General features: G+C 67.3%; 20 protein-coding genes. 8 read left to right on the forward strand and 12 right to left on the reverse strand.

Translation table 11 applies throughout. The features are described from left to right. Nucleotides 1-34 precede the first annotated feature (34 nt). From AC5P7E_RS13575 to AC5P7E_RS13585, 3 genes are all read left to right on the forward strand, one after another. A complete protein-coding gene (locus tag AC5P7E_RS13575) occupies nt 35-631 on the forward strand; it encodes an IMPACT family protein (protein ID WP_111687904.1) in 597 nt (198 codons plus the stop codon). Continuing rightward, a complete protein-coding gene (locus AC5P7E_RS13580; RefSeq protein WP_111687135.1) occupies nt 624-2,396 on the forward strand; it encodes an ABC transporter transmembrane domain-containing protein in 1,773 nt (590 codons plus the stop codon). The genes AC5P7E_RS13575 and AC5P7E_RS13580 overlap by 8 nt, the downstream gene beginning before the upstream one ends. 70 nt (nt 2,397-2,466) lie before the next feature. Further along, nucleotides 2,467-2,661, forward strand: coding sequence for a hypothetical protein (locus AC5P7E_RS13585; RefSeq protein ID WP_005409247.1), 195 nt, complete (start codon nt 2,467-2,469; stop codon nt 2,659-2,661). A gap of 231 nt (nt 2,662-2,892) precedes the next feature. Here AC5P7E_RS13585 and AC5P7E_RS13590 read toward each other — a convergent pair whose 3' ends face one another. The 3 genes from AC5P7E_RS13590 to AC5P7E_RS13600 form a co-directional block, all read right to left on the reverse strand. Next, nucleotides 2,893-4,017 carry a prephenate dehydrogenase gene (locus tag AC5P7E_RS13590; protein ID WP_111687134.1) on the reverse strand — a complete coding sequence of 375 codons (1,125 nt, stop codon included), beginning with the start codon at nt 4,015-4,017 and terminating at the stop codon, nt 2,893-2,895. Then, nucleotides 4,014-4,922, reverse strand: coding sequence for a pyridoxal kinase (gene pdxY / locus AC5P7E_RS13595; protein ID WP_049430620.1), 909 nt, complete (start codon nt 4,920-4,922; stop codon nt 4,014-4,016). The genes AC5P7E_RS13590 and pdxY overlap by 4 nt, the downstream gene beginning before the upstream one ends. A 574-nt stretch (nt 4,923-5,496) precedes the next feature. After that, nucleotides 5,497-6,696, reverse strand: coding sequence for an MFS transporter (locus AC5P7E_RS13600; protein ID WP_012479919.1), 1,200 nt, complete (start codon nt 6,694-6,696; stop codon nt 5,497-5,499). Nucleotides 6,697-6,768: 72 nt separating this feature from the next. On the opposite strand from AC5P7E_RS13600, the gene AC5P7E_RS13605 reads away from it, so the two are divergent. After that, a complete protein-coding gene (locus AC5P7E_RS13605) occupies nt 6,769-7,566 on the forward strand; it encodes an AraC family transcriptional regulator (RefSeq protein WP_005413009.1) in 798 nt (265 codons plus the stop codon). A gap of 60 nt (nt 7,567-7,626) precedes the next feature. On the opposite strand, the gene dnaJ is transcribed toward AC5P7E_RS13605, so the two are convergent. From dnaJ to hrcA, 4 genes are all read right to left on the reverse strand, one after another. Continuing rightward, nucleotides 7,627-8,751 carry a molecular chaperone DnaJ gene (gene dnaJ, locus AC5P7E_RS13610; RefSeq protein WP_005413008.1) on the reverse strand — a complete coding sequence of 375 codons (1,125 nt, stop codon included), beginning with the start codon at nt 8,749-8,751 and terminating at the stop codon, nt 7,627-7,629. Between the two features lie 154 nt (nt 8,752-8,905). Beyond that, nucleotides 8,906-10,828, reverse strand: a complete 1,923-nt coding sequence (dnaK, locus tag AC5P7E_RS13615) for a molecular chaperone DnaK (protein WP_005409241.1) — start codon at nt 10,826-10,828, stop codon at nt 8,906-8,908. Between the two features lie 182 nt (nt 10,829-11,010). Further along, nucleotides 11,011-11,526, reverse strand: coding sequence for a nucleotide exchange factor GrpE (gene grpE / locus AC5P7E_RS13620; RefSeq protein WP_005409240.1), 516 nt, complete (start codon nt 11,524-11,526; stop codon nt 11,011-11,013). Nucleotides 11,527-11,589: 63 nt separating this feature from the next. After that, on the reverse strand, nt 11,590-12,654 hold the full coding sequence (gene hrcA / locus AC5P7E_RS13625) for a heat-inducible transcriptional repressor HrcA (protein WP_005409239.1): 1,065 nt from the start codon (nt 12,652-12,654) through the stop codon (nt 11,590-11,592). 115 nt (nt 12,655-12,769) lie between these two features. Here hrcA and recN point away from each other — a divergent pair, with 115 nt between their 5' ends. Beyond that, nucleotides 12,770-14,431: a DNA repair protein RecN gene (gene recN, locus AC5P7E_RS13630; protein ID WP_049395747.1), complete on the forward strand. Its 1,662-nt coding sequence runs from the start codon at nt 12,770-12,772 to the stop codon at nt 14,429-14,431. A 109-nt stretch (nt 14,432-14,540) separates the two neighbouring features. Here recN and AC5P7E_RS13635 read toward each other — a convergent pair whose 3' ends face one another. Then, complete coding sequence (locus AC5P7E_RS13635; RefSeq protein WP_111118552.1) at nt 14,541-15,458, reverse strand: LysR family transcriptional regulator; 918 nt, start codon at nt 15,456-15,458, stop codon at nt 14,541-14,543. 97 nt (nt 15,459-15,555) lie between these two features. On the opposite strand from AC5P7E_RS13635, the gene AC5P7E_RS13640 reads away from it, so the two are divergent. After that, complete coding sequence (locus AC5P7E_RS13640) at nt 15,556-16,821, forward strand: SGNH/GDSL hydrolase family protein (protein WP_114618658.1); 1,266 nt, start codon at nt 15,556-15,558, stop codon at nt 16,819-16,821. A gap of 75 nt (nt 16,822-16,896) precedes the next feature. Here AC5P7E_RS13640 and fur read toward each other — a convergent pair whose 3' ends face one another. Beyond that, complete coding sequence (gene fur / locus AC5P7E_RS13645; protein ID WP_005409235.1) at nt 16,897-17,304, reverse strand: ferric iron uptake transcriptional regulator; 408 nt, start codon at nt 17,302-17,304, stop codon at nt 16,897-16,899. A 103-nt stretch (nt 17,305-17,407) separates the two neighbouring features. Between fur and AC5P7E_RS13650 the strand changes: the two genes are divergently transcribed. Beyond that, nucleotides 17,408-17,800 carry an outer membrane protein assembly factor BamE gene (locus AC5P7E_RS13650; protein ID WP_005409234.1) on the forward strand — a complete coding sequence of 131 codons (393 nt, stop codon included), beginning with the start codon at nt 17,408-17,410 and terminating at the stop codon, nt 17,798-17,800. A 34-nt stretch (nt 17,801-17,834) separates the two neighbouring features. Here the strand turns inward: AC5P7E_RS13650 and AC5P7E_RS13655 are convergent, their stop codons facing one another. Next, nucleotides 17,835-18,092, reverse strand: coding sequence for an RnfH family protein (locus AC5P7E_RS13655; protein WP_005409233.1), 258 nt, complete (start codon nt 18,090-18,092; stop codon nt 17,835-17,837). A gap of 3 nt (nt 18,093-18,095) precedes the next feature. Further along, nucleotides 18,096-18,521, reverse strand: coding sequence for a type II toxin-antitoxin system RatA family toxin (locus tag AC5P7E_RS13660; protein WP_005409232.1), 426 nt, complete (start codon nt 18,519-18,521; stop codon nt 18,096-18,098). A gap of 57 nt (nt 18,522-18,578) precedes the next feature. Between AC5P7E_RS13660 and smpB the strand changes: the two genes are divergently transcribed. After that, nucleotides 18,579-19,082, forward strand: coding sequence for an SsrA-binding protein SmpB (gene smpB / locus AC5P7E_RS13665; RefSeq protein ID WP_005409231.1), 504 nt, complete (start codon nt 18,579-18,581; stop codon nt 19,080-19,082). A gap of 123 nt (nt 19,083-19,205) precedes the next feature. On the opposite strand, the gene AC5P7E_RS13670 is transcribed toward smpB, so the two are convergent. After that, nucleotides 19,206-19,778, reverse strand: a complete 573-nt coding sequence (locus AC5P7E_RS13670; RefSeq protein ID WP_005409230.1) for a hypothetical protein — start codon at nt 19,776-19,778, stop codon at nt 19,206-19,208. Nucleotides 19,779-19,938: the final 160 nt, after the last annotated feature.

A 19,938-nucleotide genomic window follows, 5' to 3' on the forward strand; every position in this document is an offset into this window, starting at 1 on the left:
CGGGGGTACCCGGCAACACCGTAGAATGGCGGGAATGTTCGATACCCTCGCCCAGCCCGTCAGCCACACGCTGGAAGTCAAACACAGCCGCTTCATCGCCCATGCCGCGCCGATCGACGGCGCCCCCGCAGCGCTGGCGTTCCTGCAACAGGTGGCCGTGGCCGACGCCACGCACAACTGCTGGGCCTACCGGCATGGCCAGGACTACCGCTCCAGCGATGATGGCGAGCCGGCAGGCACCGCCGGGCGGCCGATCCTGGCCGCGATCGACGGGCAGGGCTTCGATCGGGTGATGGTGGTGGTGACGCGCTGGTTCGGTGGCATCAAGCTCGGCGCCGGCGGCCTGGTCCGGGCGTACGGTGGCGCCGCCGCAGAATGCCTGCGCACCGCGCCGCGGCTGGCGCTGGTCGCCATGGCACGGCTGCAGCTGCAGGCCGGCTTCGAAGACCTGGGCACCCTGCATGCGGCCCTGCCGGCATTCGGCGCGGAGAAGCGCGATGAACAGTTCGACGCGAACGGGGTGTGCCTGCGGGTCGAATTGCCGGCCGATCAGGTCGACGCATTGAAAATCCGCCTGCGCGACGCCACTCGTGACCGTATCCGCATAGAAGACGACCACCAGGATGACTGACAAGGACGGCGCCCCCGCCTCGCCCCCGCCGCTGCGCCGCCTTGGCAGCCTGCGCACGCTATGGCCGTTCGTGCGCCGCCACAGTGGCCTGTTCACCGCCTGGCTGATGGCCCTGGCGGTGTCTTCGGCGGCCACGCTGAGCCTGCCGCCGGCGGTCAAGCAGATGATCGACCATGGCTTCAGCAGCGGCGGCCAGATCAACCGTGCCTTCGCCCTGCTGATGCTGGTGGCCGTGGTGCTGGCCCTGGCAACCGCCGCGCGCTTCTACTTCGTGTCGCTGCTGGGCGAAAAGGTCGTGGCTGACCTGCGCAGCCGCCTCTACGCACACCTCATCCAGCTCGGTGCCGGCTTCCATGACCGCAGCCGCAGCGGTGAGCTGGTCTCGCGCCTGACCGCCGACAGTGAACTGCTGCGCAGCGTGGTCGGCTCGACCATGTCGGTGGCATTGCGCAGCAGCGTCACGGTGGTCGGCAGCCTGGCGATGCTGTTCGTCACCAGCCCGCGGCTGGCGGCGTGGTCGCTGCTGGGCATTCCGCTTGCGGTATTGCCGATCATCATCGGTGCGCGCAAGCTGCGCACCGTCGCGCGCAGCAGCCAGGACCGCATCGCCGATGCGAACAGCCTGGCCAGCGAGACCCTGGGCGCCGTAAGGACGGTACAGGCGCATGCACGCGAACCCTACGAGCGCGGCCGCTTCGACCATGCACTGGGCGATGCCATCAAGGCCGCCCGCCGCCGCATCGGTGCGCAGTCGCTGGTCACCGCCAGCGCCATCCTGCTGGTGTTCGGCGCCATCGTCGGCGTGCTGTGGCTGGGCGCGCACGATGTCATCGACGGCCGCCTCAGCGCAGGCACCCTTGGCCAGTTCGTGCTGTACGCGCTGATCGGTGGTGGCTCGGTCGGTGCGCTGGCCGAAGTCTGGAACGAACTGCAGCGCGCGGCCGGCGGCATGGGCCGCATCGGCGAACTGCTGCAGGAAGACATCGAGATCCGCGCGCCGGCGCAGCCGCACGTGCTGCCGCAGCCGCTGCGGGGCGAGATCCGGTTCGACGACGTGGTGTTCCATTACCCGCAGCGCCCAGACCAGGCGGCGCTGGACCATTTCAACCTGCACGTGCGCCCGGGCGAGACCGTGGCCCTGGTTGGCCCGTCCGGCGCAGGCAAGAGCACGGTGCTGTCGATGCTGCTGCGCTTCCACGATCCGGCCAGTGGCCGCATCTGCGTGGATGGCATCGACGTGCGCCAGGTCGACCCGGCCGAACTGCGCGGACAGCTGTCGCTGGTTCCGCAGCAGCCGACGCTGTTTGCCGCCAGCGCGCGCGACAACATCCGCTATGGCCGCCTGCAGGCCAGCGACAGCGAGGTGGAAGATGCCGCACGCGCCGCCGAGGCGGACGGATTCCTGCGCGCGTTGCCGCAGGGCTATGACAGTGAGCTGGGCGAGCGCGGCGCCCGCCTGTCCGGTGGCCAGCAGCAGCGTGTGGCGATTGCCCGCGCACTGCTGAAGGATGCGCCGATCCTGCTGCTGGACGAAGCCACCAGCGCGTTGGACGCGCAGAGCGAGCACAGCGTGCAGCAGGCGCTGGAACGCCTGATGGCGGGCCGCACCACGCTGGTCATTGCCCACCGCCTGGCCACCGTGCTCAAGGCCGACCGCATCGTGGTGATGGACCAGGGCCGCATCGTCGCCGAGGGCACGCACGCGCAGCTGCTGGCCGAAGGCGGACTGTACGCTGAACTTGCACGCCTGCAGTTCATCGATTGATGACGTCCGCCTAACATCGGCGCGGCCAAGCTGGCCGCGCTACAGCAGCATCCGCTGAAGGAGGTGCACGATGTCGTTCCGTCAGTTCCCCGCCGTCGACAGCAACGGCGAAAGCCACATCATCATCGAGTTCAAGCCCGAGGCGAATGGCAGCGGGCACCATTCCGAAGCCACGCCACGCTACGAACTGGATGATGGACGGCCGCTGGTACGCGACGGCCGCGAGTTCACCACCAGTGGCGGTGAGCTGAGGCTGACGATCTGAGGTTCGCCGGGCATGGCCCGGCGCCACCGGATTTCGTACCGCTCCGCTCTGGTGGGTGTCGACCTTGGTCGACACGCTTTTTGCCAAAGGCGGTCGAGCATGGCTCGACCCTACAAAAAAGCGTGATCAATTTTTGACCAAGCATCTTGACAGCCTTTGCTACCAAGGGCTGAGCGAGGTTATCCACACCTTTGCTCAGAAACCATCCACACCGCCTGTGGATGAATGTGCTCAGCCCAGCACCCGCCCGATGCCGCTGGCGTCCACTTCAGCGGCCGCGCGACTGATCGCCCCCGGATCGCTGCCGGCCACGAACCCGATCCGGAAATGCACTTCGCCGCCAGGCGTGCGCGAGGAATGGATCGAGGCCAGGCTGATGCGGTGCTGCTCGAACACGTTCAGCAGTTCACGCAGTGAGCCCGGCCGGTCTTCCGGCAGGTGCACCGACAACGCATTGCGCTCGGTCAGGTCAGCCAGCAGATAGCCCACGCGTTCGAAGGTGTAGTTGCCCGCGGCCAGTGCCTGCTCGCCGAAGGCACTGCGGTTGGCCGACAGCAGCTGCTCACGGAATGCACTGCGTGCAGTGTCGTCGCCCTGTCCGACCTGGGCCTGCAGGGCCTGCAGCTGGCCGACCAAGCGCTCCAGCATCGGCGCCACGTACGGGTTGCCGAACTGGATGTCCTCGTAGATCGCGGGGTTCAGCGACAGGATGCGCGAGATGATCGCCGTATCCAGTTCGAACGATGCCGACCGGTACGGCATCATCGCGGCCAGGTCGCCCAGCTGCGGCTGGTACTGGCGCAGCACGCCGGCCTGGGCCAGGTGGGTGGCATGCACCATCGCCTGTACCAGCGCCATCATCTGGTCGTGATGCTGTGGCGTGGCCCGCACGCACTCAGCCTGCAGCGCCGTGCACAGCGAATCGACCCATGGCTGCCAGTGCCGCAGCCGCGCTTCGCAGACCACCATCACCCGACCCTTCAGGGTCGGCGCTTTCGGTGGCGCGGTCATCGGGTGCAGCCCGACCACCTCGGCCTGCGAGGCCAGCATCGCCTGCACCGGTGCCTCCTTCACCGAGGTCACGTCCAGCCACAGCCGGTCCTGCTCGCGGCCGACCGACTGCCGCACGTACTCGGCGATCAACGCGGGCGTATGCCGGATCGGCGCCGAGAACACCAGCACATCGGCCTGCGCGAGCAGCTGTTCCGGCGTATGCGAGCCCGGATCAGCCGGATCATGGCCGATGACCCGCAGCTGCATGTGCTGCTGGAAGAAGCGGGTCAGCCAGCGCCCGTAGGCGCCGGCACTGCCGACGATGCCGACCGTGCGCGGCGTGCGTTCGAGCAGGCCGCTCATGCCACGCGTTCGGCGCGGAAGCGCGTCCCCTCGGCCAGCGCGGCAGGCGCTGCAGCGATCACGTCGAATTCTTCGAAGCCGTTGTCCAGGGTCGCCTCCAGGGCCGCGTGGGTGCCGGCAATCGCACGCGAGATCGCCTGCTGCATCGATTCGCCGCGCAGCAGGAACGACACCACCAGCGACATCAGCACATCACCCGTACCGGCCACGTCCACCGGCAACAGGGGCGAGGTCCAGCGCCAGGTCTCCTCGCGGCCGACAGCCAGGGTCACCAGTTCACCCGGGGTGCCGCCCACGCTGTGCGCGATCACCCAGTGCGGGCCACGATCCAGCAGCGTGCGTGCGGCGGCGATGGCATCGGCCTCGGCGAGCGCCGGCATACCGGTGAGGCGATTGAGTTCAAAGGCGTTCGGGGTCACCAGCCAGGCATGCGGCAGCAGGCGCTCGGCGAAGATCGCTTCCAGGCCCGGTTCCACGTAGGGGCCGGTGTGGGTATCACCAATCACCGGATCCAGGCAGTAACGCAGCTGCGGGCAGGCCGGCAGGATGTCGTCCAGCCAGTCGGCGAAGGCCGCACCGTTGGCGGTGCTGCCGAAGTAGCCGGACACCAGCATCTTCGCCCGCTGCGGCAGGCCGCGCTCGTGGGTGCCCAGCAGCAGGTCGGCGAACCAGTCGGCGGGCAGCACGCGACCGCGCGTGGTGTCGTAGAACGGCGCGTTGCTGAGCAACACGGTCGGAATTTCTGCTACGCGCACGCCGAGAGCGCGCATCGGCGGCACGGCGGCGCTGTTGCCGGCGTGGCCGTAGACAAGTTGCGACTGGACCGAGATGACATCGATCGGCGACGGGCCGTCGGGCCGCTGGCGGCGGCCGTGGACCAGGTGGTTATCAAGGGATTCGCTCATGGCCGCATTCTACGCTCAAGGGGGTTTTCGGCAGGGCTTGCAGCCCTGCGCCTGCAGAATCAACGTCAACATCAAAAGCCAGAGCGGGCTATCCGTGGGATGGCGGGGCGGTGTCGGAGTGCGGGGACGCCGCAAGTACGTCCTTGTAGGCTTGGCAGCGGCATCCATGCCGCTGACACCCCGCACGCCGACACCGCCCCGCCTTCGACAGGTTCACGCGGCTGTTGGTAACTGCGGCTGTTGTTGCGCGCTGTTGGCAGATGTCGACCTTGGTCGACACATCTGTCAGATATCGAATGAGTCATCCACGCATAGCGTGGATCTACCGTGTCGACCAAGGTCGACACCTACCAGAGCAGTAAGCCGTTCCGGCAGATCACGGAAAACTGTCGAAGGCGGGGTGGGTCCGGTTGCAGGGGTGCCCGCGCCATGGATGCCGCGGCCAAGCCCCCAGGGATGGGTTACCGGCGTCCCCTGCAACCGGACCCACCCCGCCAATCCACGGATAGCGCGCTTCGGCTGTTGCCGTTGCCTCTGCGGGTGCAGGGCTGCAAGCCCTGCAAACCAAAACCCCTCAGTGAGCAGCAGGCCGCGACGGCGGCAGCCACGCCGCCACGATGCCGAGCAGCGGCAGGAACGCAGTCAACTGGTAGACGTACTCGATGCTGGTCTTGTCCGCCAGCAGGCCGAGCACGGCAGCACCCAGTCCACCCATGCCGAACGCAAAGCCGAAGAACAGGCCGGACACCATGCCGATGCGGTGCGGCATCATTTCCTGTGCGTACACCACAATCGCCGAGAACGCCGACGACAACACGAAACCGATCAGCACCGCCAGCACCGTGGTCCAGAACAGATCCGCATGCGGCAGCATCAGGGCGAACGGGGCAACGCCCAGGATCGAGGTCCAGATGATCGGCTTGCGGCCGATGCGGTCACCCAGCGGGCCGCCGAGGAAGCCGCCGGCGGCGGACGCCACCAGGAATGCGAACAGATGCAGCTGCGCCTGCGCCACGGGAATGCCGAAATGGTGGATCAGGTAGAAGGTGAAGTAGCTGCCGATGCTGGCCATGTAGAAGTATTTGCTGAAGATCAGCACCAGCAGGATCGCCAGCACCTTGGCCACGGTGCGCGGGGGATGGCGCGGCGCCATCGAGGCGGTGCTGGCCGGGCGCGGGGTGCCCAGGTGCAGCGCGTACCAGCGGCCGACATAGGTCAGCAGTGCAATGCCGATCAGCGCGGCGCCGGCAAACCACGACGCGGCATGCTGGCCATGCGGCACGATCACGGCTGCAGCAATCAGTGGACCGAGCGCGGTACCGAAATTGCCGCCCACCTGGAACACCGACTGCGCGAAGCCATGGCGGCCACCCGAGGCCAGCCGCGCAATGCGCGATGCTTCCGGATGGAAAATGGCCGAACCAATGCCGACCATCGCCGCAGCCATCAGCACCACCGCATAGTTCGGCGCGAAGCCGAGCAGCAGCATGCCGCACAGGGTCGAGGCCATGCCGATCGGCAGCGAGTACGGCGCCGGGCGACGGTCGGTGGCGGCGCCAACCAGTGGCTGGAAGATCGAAGCGGTCAGCTGGTAGGTCAGCGTGATCAGGCCGATCTGGGTGAAGCTCAGGTTGAAGCCGCCCTTGATCACTGGATAGATGGCCAGGATCAGCGACTGCATCATGTCGTTGACGACATGCGAGGTGGAAATAGCTGCCAGCACACCGGGAGCCACCGGACGTGAGGTCGTTGCGGGAGAAGCCAAGGCGGACATGGACGCAGTCAGGTTGGGGGCGAGCCACGCATGCTACGGTTGCCCTCCCCTCCCTTCTGCCGCGTTCGGGTCATGGCCTATCGCAAAAAGGACATTGCCGGCGATGTCGACCCGGCTGCGCCGTGGCGTGATGTGCCACTGCATCGTCCGGTCACCTACCGGGTTACCCAGTACCCGGCAGGCACCCATATCGCAGGCCACAAGCACCAGCGCCACCAGCTGGTCTATGCCATCTCGGGGCTGATGGTGGTGCGCTCGGAAGTCGGTCGCTGGGTCGTGCCCTCCACCCGTGCGATCTGGATGCCGGCGGGCATGGTGCACGCGGTGGACTGCATTGCCGCCGTGCACATGCGCAGCCTGTACATCGATCCGTCGTTCGCCCCGCAGTTGCCGGCCGAACCGTTCGCGGTACAGGTGGCACCGCTGCTGCGCGAACTGCTGCAGGCAGCCACCCTGATCAAGGGCGAGCACATCGAAGACAGCCGCGATGGCCGCGTGGTGCGCCTGCTGCTGGACGAACTGCATCGCATGGACGTACTGCCGCTGCACCTGCCCTCGCCCACCGACCCGCGCCTGCAGCGGATCTGCCAGCACATCCAGAAGCACCCCGGCGACGACGCCACGCTGCAGGACTGGGCACAGGCGCTGGAAGTGGACGTGAAAACCATCCAGCGCCACTTCGCCCACGAGCTGGGCATGACCTTCGGGCAGTGGCGACAGCAGGCGCGACTGCTGGCCGCATTGGAGCGGCTGGCGGTCGGCGACAAGGTCATCGATGTCGCGCTGGCGATGGGCTACGACAGCCCCAGCGCGTTCACCAGCATGTTCAAGCGCCAGCTGGCGCAGACGCCGGCGGCGTTTTTCCGCTGATCGCAAACGAAAACGCCGGGCATGGCCCGGCGCTACCGCTCAACGCTTCGGTTGAAAAACTCAGGACGTCATCCGGTCCCAGAAGCCCTTCACGCCATCCATGAAGGTGGCCGACTTCGGCGAATGCTTGCGTGCTTCCTCGCCGACGAAGGTGGCTTCGAACTGTTCCAGCAGCTTGCGCTGCTCAGCGGTGAGGTTGACCGGAGTCTCCACCACCACGCGGCAGTACAGGTCGCCCTCGCTGCGGCTGCGCACCGAACGCACGCCCTTGCCGCGCAGGCGGAACAGCTTGCCGGTCTGGGTCTCGGCCGGAATGCGGATCTCCGCTTCGCCGCCGAGGGTGGCCACGCGCACGGTGTCACCCAGAGCCGCCTGCGAGATGCGGATCGGCACTTCGCAGTGCAGGTCGTCGCCATCGCGCTGGAAGATCGCATGCTCGCGCACGCGCACTTCCACGTACAGGTCGCCCGGTGGCGTACCGGCCGGACCGGCTTCGCCCTCGCCCTGCAGGCGGATGCGGTCGCCGGTATCGACGCCAGCCGGCACCTTCACCGACAGCACCTTGTCTTCCTCGACACGGCCGTTGCCGTGGCAGGTCTTGCAGGGCTTGGCGATGATCTGGCCACGGCCGCCGCAGTTGTGGCAGGCCTGCTGCATGGCGAAGATGCCGCGCTGGATGCGCACCTGGCCGCGGCCATGGCACACATTGCAGGTTTCGACCTTGCCGTCTTCCGAGCCACTGCCATCGCAGTCGCCGCACTCGGCCAGGGTCGGAATCTCGATGCGGCGCTCGACGCCGCGCACGGCTTCTTCCAGGTCCAGCTCCATCACGTAGCCGATATCGGCGCCGCGACGCGCCTGGCGCGGACCACCGCCACCGCCGCCAAAGATGTTGCCGAAGATATCGCCGAAGATATCGTTCATGTCCGGGCCGCCCGGCCCGCCGCCGCCCATGCCGTGCTCGAACGCCGCGTGGCCATGGCTGTCGTACATGCGGCGCTTGTTGCCGTCGGACAGCACTTCGTAGGCTTCCTTGCACTCCTTGAAGGAGGCTTCGGCCGCCGCATCACCCGGGTTGCGGTCCGGGTGGAACTTCATCGCGCAGCGACGGTACGCCTTCTTCAGCTCGTCGTCGGTGGCGGTGCGGGCAACGCCCAGCACTTCGTAATAATCGCGCTTGCTCATATCGTGGATCTGGTTCCGGAAAGTCGGGATTCGTCAAAGCGGAAGAGCGGAACAAGGTCCGCTCTTGCGTCGGGCGCCCCGACACGCCGGTGGGCGGTCAGGACCCTGATGCGACAACGGGACGCTGGTGGCCAGCGTCCCGTGTCGGTCCGGATCAGGACTTCTTGTCGTCCTTGACTTCGGTGAACTCGGCGTCGACCACGTCGTCCTGCGCCTTGCCGGCATTGCCGGCGTCGGCACCCGGGGCACCGCCCTGGTCGGCCGAAGCAGCGGCGAACAGCGACTGGCCAGCTTCTTCCAGTGCCTTCGACTTGGCTTCGATCTGTGCCTTGTCGTCACCCTTCATCGCGGTTTCCAGGTCGGCCAGGGCCGCCTCGACCTTGCCGATGACATCGCCGCCGACCTTGCTGCCGTGCTCGGTGATGGCGCTGCGGGTGCCGTGGATCAGGGCGTCGGCCTGGTTGCGGGCCTGCACCAGTTCCTGGAACTTCTTGTCTTCTTCGCGGTTGGCTTCCGCGTCGGCGACCATGCGCGCGATCTCTTCCTCGGACAGACCCGAACCAGCCTTGATCTCGACCTTCTGTTCCTTGTTGGTCTTCTTGTCCTTGGCCGACACGTGCAGGATGCCGTTGGCGTCGATGTCGAAGGACACTTCCACTTGCGGCAGGCCACGCGGGGCCGGCTCGATGCCGGACAGGTCGAACTTGGCCAGCGACTTGTTGAAGCGGGCCTGTTCGCGCTCACCCTGCAGCACGTGCACGGTCACGGCCGACTGGTTGTCCTCGGCGGTGGAGAACACCTGCGAGGCCTTGGTCGGGATGGTGGTGTTCTTCTCGATGATCTTGGTGAACACGCCGCCCATGGTCTCGATGCCCAGCGACAGCGGGGTCACGTCCAGCAGCAGCACGTCCTTGACGTCGCCGCCCAGCACGCCGCCCTGGATCGCAGCACCCAGTGCCACGGCTTCGTCCGGGTTGACGTCCTTGCGCGGTTCCTTGCCGAAGAACTCGGTCACCGCCTGCTGCACCTTCGGCATGCGGGTCTGGCCGCCGACCAGGATCACTTCGCTGATGTCGCTCGAACGCAGGCCGGCATCGTTCAGGGCGACGCGGCACGGCTCGATCGACTTCTTGATCAGGTCGTCCACCAGGGCTTCCAGCTTGGCGCGGGTCAGCTTGATGTTCAGGTGCTTCGGACCCGACGCGTCAGCGGTGACGTACGGCAGGTTCACTTCGGTCTGCTGGGCGCTGGACAGCTCGATCTTGGCGCGCTCGGCAGCATCCTTCAGGCGCTGCAGGGCCAGCGGATCCTTGCGCAGGTCGATGCCCTGGTCCTTGTTGAACTCTTCAACCAGGTACTCGATGACGCGGTTGTCGAAGTCTTCGCCACCCAGGAAGGTGTCGCCGTTGGTGGCCAGCACTTCGAACTGCTTTTCACCGTCGACGTTGGCGATCTCGATCACCGAGACGTCGAAGGTGCCGCCGCCCAGGTCGTACACCACGATCTTGCGATCCTTGTTGTCGCCCTTGTCCAGGCCGTAGGCCAGCGCGGCCGCGGTCGGCTCGTTGATGATGCGCTTGACGTCCAGGCCGGCGATGCGGCCGGCGTCCTTGGTTGCCTGGCGCTGGCTGTCGTTGAAGTAGGCCGGCACGGTGATGACCGCTTCGGTGACCTTCTCACCGAGGAAGTCCTCGGCGGTCTTCTTCATCTTTTCCAGCACCTTGGCCGAGATTTCCTGCGGGGCCATCTTCTTGCCGTCGCTGGTGGCCACCCAGGCGTCGCCATTGTCATGGGCCAGGATGCTGTACGGGACGTGCGCGATGTCCTTCTGCACTTCGGCGTCGGTGAACTTGCGGCCGATCAGGCGCTTCACCGCGTAGAAGGTGTTCTTCGGGTTGGTCACGGCCTGGCGCTTGGCCGAGGCGCCGACCAGGACTTCGCCGTCCTTGGTGTAGGCGACGATTGACGGGGTGGTGCGATCGCCTTCCGAATTCTCGATGACGCGGGCCTTGCCGCCGTCCATGATCGCCACGCACGAGTTGGTGGTGCCGAGGTCGATACCAATGATCTTGCCCATGGGGGAGACTCCTGAGGATGCTTGTTGGTGTCAGTCCGGCCGTTCGGCCGGTGGATGAATACGATGTGGGGGAGGCTCGTGGAACATTCAAGCCGTCTCCCGAACGCTGTGTTCAGCGCCTGGAAAACCTTGCCAGGCATGGCCTGGCACAACCGGGACCGGGCAAAGCCCGGCCTGGTCCATCAATCGGCGGCCACCACCACCAGCGCCGGCCGCAGCAGGCGCTCGTTGAGCAGGTAGCCCTTCTGGAACACGGTCACCACGCTGCCCGGGGCGGCGCCCGGCGTCGGCACCTGGCTGATGGCCTGGTGGTGTTCCGGGTTGAACGGCTGGCCGATCGGGTCCAGCAGGACCAGTCCGTTGTCGGCGGCCACCTTCAGCAGCTGCTTGTAGGTCAGCTCCAGGCCTTCGCGCAGCGGGTGCGGGTCGTCGCCGGCGGCCTTCAGGCCGGCATCCAGGCTGTCGAACACGGGGAGCAGATCGCCCAGCAGCTTCTCGTTGGCGAACTTGCGGGCCTGTTCGATGTCACGGGCAACGCGCTTGCGCTGGTTCTCCAGGTCGGCGCGCTCACGCAGGGCATCGGCCTTGACCTGTTCGATTTCGGCGCGCAGGCGCTCGACTTCGTCGTTGACGCCGGCGGTGGCGGCCGCATCGGCGGCACTCTGCTGGGATTCGATATCTGGCTGTTCGTGGTTCATGTCTGGGTCCCTGGCGGTCAATCTCCGCCTCCACCCACCCTAGTGTGGGCGGGATGCTGCGTTTCAAGCGTCGGATGTTCCCGGCGGGCGGCCGGCTGGCGAAAACGCCGCGCCCAGGACATCGGCGGTAGCCTGGACCAGCGGGATCACGCGGTCGTAGGCCATCCGCTTGGGGCCGATCACCCCCAGCACGCCCAGCACCTGGCCATTGGCCGTGTAAGGGGCAGTGACCAGCGAGACGCCCTGCAGCGGCATCATCCCGGTCTCCTCGCCGATGAAGATGCGCACGCCGGGCGCCTGGATGGTCCGCTCCAGCAGCTGCAGGATCTCCCGCTTGCTGGAGAACAGCTCGAACAGCTCGCGCAGGCGCTCCAGGTCGGACAGGTCCTGCACCCCCATCAGGCGGGTCTGGCCCGCCACCAGCATGTCGTCGGCAGCCGGCTGCAGGGCCTGTTCGGCCAGCTCGATGCTGTGCGCCAGCAGCTGTTCCAGCTCGGAGCGGGCATCGCGCAGTTCCAGCAGCAGTCGGGTGCGGATCTCGGCCATCGGCAGGCCGGCGAAATGGGCATTGAGATAGTTGGCCACCTGCTCCAGCTGGCCCGGCGCGAACTCCTGGCGGGTCTCGATGACCCGGTTCTGCACCTCGTTGTCGGCAAACACCAGGATCGCCAGCACCCGGCGCCCGTCCAGCGCCACGAAATCGATCTGGCGGAAGGCGAACTGCTCGCGTCGTGGTGCGCTGACCACGCCGACGAAGTGGCTCATCGCCGACAACAGCTCCGAGGCGCTGCCGAGCAGGGCCTGGGTGCTGCCGCCGCCAGCCAGTTCCTGGCGCAACCGGGCCAGCTCGCCTTCGCCCGGCGGCTGCATCTGCAGCAGGCTGTCGACGAAGACCCGGTAGCCATGTGCGGTCGGGACCCGCCCGGCGGAGGTGTGCGGCGAGGCCAGCAGCCCCAGGTCTTCCAGGTCACCCAGGATGTTGCGGATGGTGGCCGGACTGACCTCCAGCCCGGCCACGCGCGCCAGCGTCTGCGAGCCGACCGGCTCGCCGTCCTGGATGTAACGCGCGATCAGCGTGCGCAGCAGATGTCGCGCACGCGGGGCAAGCTGGTCGGGAGAACCGTGCATGGAATCAACCTGTGAGACACGGACACTAGATAATGGCGGCGCATCACCTTGGCAAGTCATTGGACCTCCCTCGCCCGCGTGCTAGCGTTGCGCGGCTGCTGATACCCCCTTACCCATGCTCAGACATCTTTCGATCAAGGATTTCGCCGTCGTCCGCGCCACCGAACTGGAGTTCGGGCCAGGCATGACCGTGGTTTCAGGCGAGACCGGCGCCGGCAAGTCGCTGATGGTCGACGCGCTGGGCTTCCTGTCCGGCCTGCGCGCCGACAGCGGCGTGGTCCGCCACGGCGCCGCGCGCGCCGAGCTTTCGGCCGAGTTTGCGCTGGAGCAGCTGCAGGCTGCACGCCAGTGGCTGGCCGACAACGAGCTGGACGACGAGGAGCAGTGCCAGCTGCGCCGGGTCATCCGCGCCGATGGCGGTTCGCGGGCCTGGATCAACGGCCGCCCGGTGACCCTGGCGCAACTGGGCGACCTGGCCTCGCTGCTGGTGGAGATCCACGGACAGCACGAACAGCAGGCCCTGCTGACGCGCCCGTCGCAGCTGGCCCTGCTCGACGCCTATGCGCGCAACGAGAACGAACGCCGCCAGGTGCGACGCGCCGCCGCGGCCTGGCAGGCATTGGTCGATGAATCGCTGGCGCTGTCGCAACAGGGCGACGTCAGTGACCGGATCGGCTTCCTGGAGCACCAGCTGCGCGAGCTGGACCGTGAAGACCTGGAGCCGGAGTCGATTGCCGCACTCGGCGCCAGCCACCGCCGCCAGGCCCATGCCAGCGCCCTGCTGAGCGCCTGCCAGGCCGCCAGCAACCAGCTCAACGGCGACGACGGCAGCTCCGCGCTGGACCTGCTGCAGCAGGTGCGCCACGAGCTGTCGCGCCTGATCGAGCACGACGCGCGCCTGGGCGAGGTGGATGGCCTGATCGAGAACGCTTCGATCCAGCTGCACGAAGCCCTGTCGCTGCTGGATCGGGTGCATGACGACCTCGACGCCGACCCGGAACAGTTCGAGGAGAACGAGCGCCGCCTCGGCCGTCTGCACGACCTGGCCCGCAAGCACCGCGTGCCGATGGACGAGCTGGGTGCGCAGCGCGAGCGCATGCACGCCGAAGTGGAACAGCTGCGCGGCGCCGACGAACGCCTGCAGCGCCTGGCCGGCGAGATCGACAAGGCCGCCGCCGCCTGGCGCGCACAGGCCGAAGTGCTGACCGCCAGCCGTCGCAGCGCTGCTGCCGAGCTGTCGGCCACCACCACTGGCATCATCGCCGAGCTGGGCATGGGCGGCGGCCAGTTCCTGATCGAGCTGGAACCGCAGGACGCCGGCAAGCCCGACCCGCAGGGTGCCGAGCGCGTGGAATTCCTGGTCGCAGCCAATGCCGGCCAGCCGCCGCGCGCCCTGCGCAAGGTGGCCTCCGGCGGCGAACTGTCACGCATCTCGCTGGCCATCGAAGTGGCCGCGCTGGACCTGGATGCAGTGCCGACCATGGTGTTCGACGAAGTCGACTCCGGCATCGGCGGCGCGGTAGCCGACATCGTCGGCCAGAAGCTGCGCGCGCTCGGCGAGAAGCGCCAGGTGCTGTGCGTGACCCACCTGCCGCAGGTTGCCTCCAAGGGCCATGCCCATTACCGGGTCAGCAAGGGCCCGGTGGAAGGCATGACCCAGAGCGCCGTGGAAAAGCTGGACAGCAAGGCGCGCGAGGAAGAGCTGGCACGCATGCTCGGCGGCGTGGAAGTGAGCAAGGAAGCGCGCGCCGCCGCGCGCAAGCTGCTGCAGGCCTGAGGCCGGCACTACCGTGCGTGGGCCCGGCTTCCGCACGGTAGTGCCGGCCGCTGGCCGGCAACCGATGCGAGGGGTCGAAGATCGTGAGGTTGCCGGCCAGCGGCCGGCACTACCCCCGTGGCTGCGTCAGGTCGACGTTCTCCACCAGGAAATCAAGAAACGCGCGCACCCGCAGCGGCAGGTAGCCGCCCTGCCCCAGGAACACCGCGTGCACCTCTTCCAGGTCACCGGGGTTGGCCTCTTCCAGCACCGGCAGCAGGCGCCCGGCGGCAATATCCTGCTGCACCTGGAATGCTGCCAGCCGCGCCATGCCCAACCCACCCAACACCAGCTGGCGCAGCGCATCGCCGTTGCTGGCGCGGGCGTTGCCACTGGGCAGCAGCATGCGTTCGCGCCCGTCCTGCAGCAACGGCCAGCCCTGCATCGCGCGCGCATGGCCGATATCCAGCCGGTTGTGCGACTGCAGCTCCTCGGCAGTGCGTGGCAGCCCGTGCCGCTGCGCGTAGGCCGGTGCAGCCACGATCATCATCCGCGTCGCGCCCAGCCGCCGCGCCACCAGGCTCGAGCTCTTCAGCGGACCGGCCCGCACCGCCACGTCGGTGCGCTGCTCCAGCAGGTCGATCACCTCGTCGTTGAGGGTCAGGTCCACGCCTACCTGCGGATTGCGCTGCAGGAACGCCGGCAGCAACGGCAACAGGAAATGCTGGCCGAACGGCACGTTGGAATTGACCCGCAGGCGTCCACGCGGCTCGGCGTGAGCACTGGCGCAGCGCTCGGCCTCGTCCAGGTCGGCCAGCACGCGCAGGCCGCGCTCGTAGAACGCGCATCCCTCGGGAGTCAGCTGCAGCTGGCGGGTGGAACGCTGCAGCAGGCGCGTCCCCAGACGTTGTTCCAGCCTCGCCACCAGCTTGCTGACCGCCGACGGGGTCATCTGCAATGTTCGGGCGGCTGCGGAAAAGCCCCCGGTCTCGATCACCCGCACGAACACTTCCAGTTCGCCGGATCGGTTGATGTCGGAGCGCGCCATGGCAATGAATCCAGTTCACAGATGATTGTCCATGCGCAGTCTAGTTCACAGATGAGTACGGAATCACCATGGCCTTCCCTCCACCCGGGATTGCCCGATGAATCGTTTCAGCCAGCTCGTCACAACCGCATTGATCGTCCTGTCCAGTGCCGCCAGCGCCGCCCCTGCGCCGCACTGGGTCGCCAGCTGGCAGGCCAGCCCGCAACCGGTCTGGGGCCCGGAATTCCTGTTTCCGACCCTGGTCCCAGCCGCACTGCAGGACCAGACCTTCCGCCAGACGGCACGTATCAGCCTGGGCGGGTCTCGGCTGCGGGTGCGGCTGAGCAATGCCTACGGCACTCAACCACTGCGGATCGGGGCGGCGAGCGTGGCCGCCCGGGCGGGGGACACCCCGCAGCCGCTCAGTTTCGAAGGCCAGCCCGGGGTGCTGATCGGCCCCGGGCAGGAACGGCTGAGCGATCCGCTGCCACTGACCACGGCTGACCGGCAGGCGCTGCAGGTCAGCGTCTTCGTGCCGGGGCCGATGCCGGTGCAGACGTTCCATTGGGAGGGCAGGCAGACCAGTTGGATTGCGCCTGGCGACCAGAGCCAGGCCCAGACACTGAGCGGGGCCAGCAGCACCACGGCCCGCCTGTTCCTGGCCGGCATCGAGGTCGAGGCGCCGACCAGCGCACGCAGCGTGGTGGTGATCGGCGATTCGATCACCGACGGCGCCACCGCCAGCCTCGACCAGGACCAGCGCTGGACCGACCATCTGGCCGCGCGTTTGGCACCGCGGGGCATCGCCGTGGTCAATGCCGGCATCTCCGGTGGCCGCCTCTTGCACGACGGCATGGGGGAATCCGCGCTCGCCCGCTTCCAACGCGATGCACTGGATCAGCCTGGCGTGTCCAGCGTGATCGTGCTGGTTGGCATCAATGACATCAGCTGGCCCGGCACCGCCTTCGCGCGCAAGCAGGCGCGGCCCACGCTTGCCGAGCTGCAGGCGGGCTACCGCGCCCTGGCCGAACAGGCCCATCGGCGGGGTCTACGCATCCTCGGCGCCACCCTGATGCCGTTCGCCGGCGCCCTGCCCGGCACGCCGCTGGACGACTACCACCACCCGGACAAGGACGCCCTGCGCCGCCAGCTCAATGCCTGGCTGCGCACCGACGGGCCGTTCGACGCGGTGATCGACCTGGACGCGGCCCTGCGCGATCCGGCCGATCCGTCACGGATGGCCGCTGCCTACGACTCCGGCGATCACCTGCATCCGGGTGATGCGGGGAACCGGGCGATGGCCGAGGCGGTGGATCTGGACGTGCTGCTTGGAGGTCAGGGGTCGGCCGGGGTCGGATCCCTTTGCGCCAGCAAAGGGCTCTGACCCCAGCACGCGACCCAGCAACGAAAAACCCCGGGCAGGCCCGGGGTTTCGTCGCATCTGGCTGGCTGGATCGGCTTACTTGCGCTTCTTGCGCACGTACAGCACCAGCGAGTGCTCTTCCAGTTCGTAGCCGTGGTCGGCTGCGATCTTGCGCTGCAGCTCCTCGATCTCATGGCTCTCGAACTCGATGATCTTGCCGCTGTCCACGTCGACCATGTGGTCGTGGTGGCCGCCACGGTCAAGCTCGTAGACCGCCTGGCCGCCCTCGAAATTGTGCTTGAGCACGAGGCCGGCGGCCTCGAACTGGGTCAGCACCCGGTACACCGTCGCCAGGCCGATCTCGTCGCCATGCTCCAGCAGCTGGCGGTAGATGTCTTCGGCGGTCATGTGGTGCTGGGCATTGCGCTGCTCGAGCAGCGCCAGGATCCGCATCCGCGGATGGGTCACCTTCAGGCCGACTTTACGCAGGTCGTGGGTTTCCATAGGTCTCCGTTCATTGGCGATTTAGCGCCAGCTGCCTCGGATTGGGTCGCGGTGGCACGCCGGGAGTGTATCATCGGTTTGATTTCCCCAACCGCCAGTCCCGATGCGCAATCTCCTGTTGGTCGCCGCCGTCGCCCTGTCCACCACCGGGTGCGGCATCATCTACAAGCAACCCATCTATCAGGGCAACCTGATCCGGGAAGATGCCGTGGCCAAGCTGCAGGTCGGGCAGAGCAAGCAGCAGGTCACCGCGCTGCTGGGCACCCCGTCCATTCCCGATCCGTTCCACGCCCAGCGCTGGGACTACACCTCCAGCCAGCGGGTGAACCGCCTGGGACGTACTGAAGTGAAGAACTTCGTGGTGTTCTTCGAGAATGACACCGTGACCCGTTGGGAAGGCGATTACTTCCCGGGCAACGACAAGGCCCTGGCCCAGCAGACCGTGCGCCAGTTCGGCCGCAACCTGCCGAAGGACAAGAAGAAGAAGGGCCGCTGAGGCCCTGCCCGTCCCCACGGACGGGTTGCGGGCATCAACCGCCGAGCGCGCGTCGCCGGCGGTTGTCCTTGGGGTCGGCCAGCAACGGGCGTAGCAGCTCAATGCGGTCACCCTCCAGCAACACCTGCTGCGGGCGCGCCAGTACGCCATGCACGGCCACGGCCGGGCATCGGTCACTGCCTTCCAGCGCGGCGGCGGCAATGGCATCGGCCACGGTCGCGCCCTCGTCCAGCTGCAGCCGGCGCGACAGCACCTGCTGCGGCCAGGCCAGCACCACCTCGACCTCGATCATCGCTCAGGCCTCGTCGGCGACGCGGACGAAATCATTGACCATCCGATCGGCCAGACCCTGGAAGCCGATCGCCAGGGCCGGCCCCAGCAGGCGCGAGCTGGGCTCGAATTCCAGGGTCAGGGTGACCTTGCAGGCGTCCTCGGCCAGCGCATGGAATTCCCAGCGGCCGTGCAACTGCTTGAACGGGCCATCGCGCAGCTGCATGTCGATGCTGTGCGGGCGCTGCAGGGTGTTTTCGGTCTGGAACCAGGTGCTGAACGAACCCAGGCCCAGGTCCAGGCGCGCCACCAGCCGGTCCTCGCCCTGCTCCAGGATCTGGGCAGCCGAGCACCAGCGGAAGCGGCGCGGATAGGCCTGGACATCGTTGACCAGGTCGAACATGCGCGCGGACGAATGTTCGACCAGGGCGCTGCGGCGGATAGTAGGCATGAATACAGGGCGTTTCGGCAATCGACCGGGCGGGCCCGAATCGGAGACAATACGGAAATGAGCAAGAACAGCGGCAAGGATAAAGCAAAGAGCGCGACGGCCAACAAGACCATCGCGTTGAACAAGCGTGCCCGCCACGAGTACCACATCGAAGAACGCTTCGAGGCCGGCCTGGCACTGCAGGGCTGGGAGGTGAAGTCGATCCGCGCTGGCCGCGGCAACATCATCGATGCCTACGCCTACGTGAAGCACGGCGAGATCTTCCTGATCGGCGCCCAGATCACCCCGTTGATCCAGGCCTCCACCCACGTGGTGGCCAACGACCGGCGCGAGCGCAAGCTGCTGCTGCACCGGAGCGAGATCGACAAGCTGGTCGGCAAGGTCGAGCGCGATGGCTACACGATCGTGCCCACCGCGATGTACTGGAGCAAGAACAAGATCAAGCTCGAAGTCGCGCTGGCCAAGGGCAAGCAGACCCACGACAAGCGCGATGCCGCCAAGGACCGCGACTGGGCGATCGAGAAGCAGCGCGTGATGCGTCGCGGCAACCGCGACGCGTAAGGCCGCAGCGCATCACCTGTAAAGCCGGGCCATGCTCGGCTGTCTTGGTCTTCTGTAGAGCCGAGCCATGCTCGGCTTCGGTAAGAAAAGCAGTCGAGCATGGCTCGACGCTACAAAAGGCGGTCACCCCGCCAGCATGCCCTGCCCGCGCATGCGCGGCGCCAGCGCCGCGTGCATCACCGCCAGGTGCATCACCACCGCCAGTTCCGGCGCGTAGCGGTCATCGCCTTCCCGCCACTGCTGGGCCAGCTGCGCGGCATCATCGGGCAGCAACGACAGCAACTGGGCATCATCCAGCGCATCGGCGGCGCCCTGCAGCTGGCGCGCCAACTGCCGCGACTGCCACACGTGCACGCCAATACTGAGACTGGCCAGCGACATCAGGACCACGGCCAGCCCGTGCTCGAACCACTGCGACAGCACTTCCGGCCCCCACAGCAGGGCCGCCAGTACGGCCAGGCCCGGTAGGCGCCAGCCGAGCCAATGGATGCGACCGCGCTGCGACCAGTGCACCACCACCGCGCTGGCGACCAGGGCCGCCGCGGCTGTGGCCGGCAACTCCGTCACCCAGGTGGCCGCCAGCAGCACCGCCAGCACGGCCCAGACCCAGCCGGGCGGCAACGCGCGCCGCTGATAGTCGGCACCGACCGGCCCGATCAGCTGTCGCAGGCTGCGTTGTTGGCTTGCATCGGTCACCCACAGTCTCCGTGTCTGTCCTGGCTCGGATGGTCGTCGCCAGTGTGTCGCAAATTCGTGCCAATGACGTTACCAATCCGCTATGACGGCGGCTCTACAACGTGTTGTGGATTGCAAAGGTGACTGTTCAGCTGTTTTGCCGTAGCATTGCAACCGTTGG

Source organism: Stenotrophomonas sp. YJH_SMC_25 (assembly GCF_059369595.1).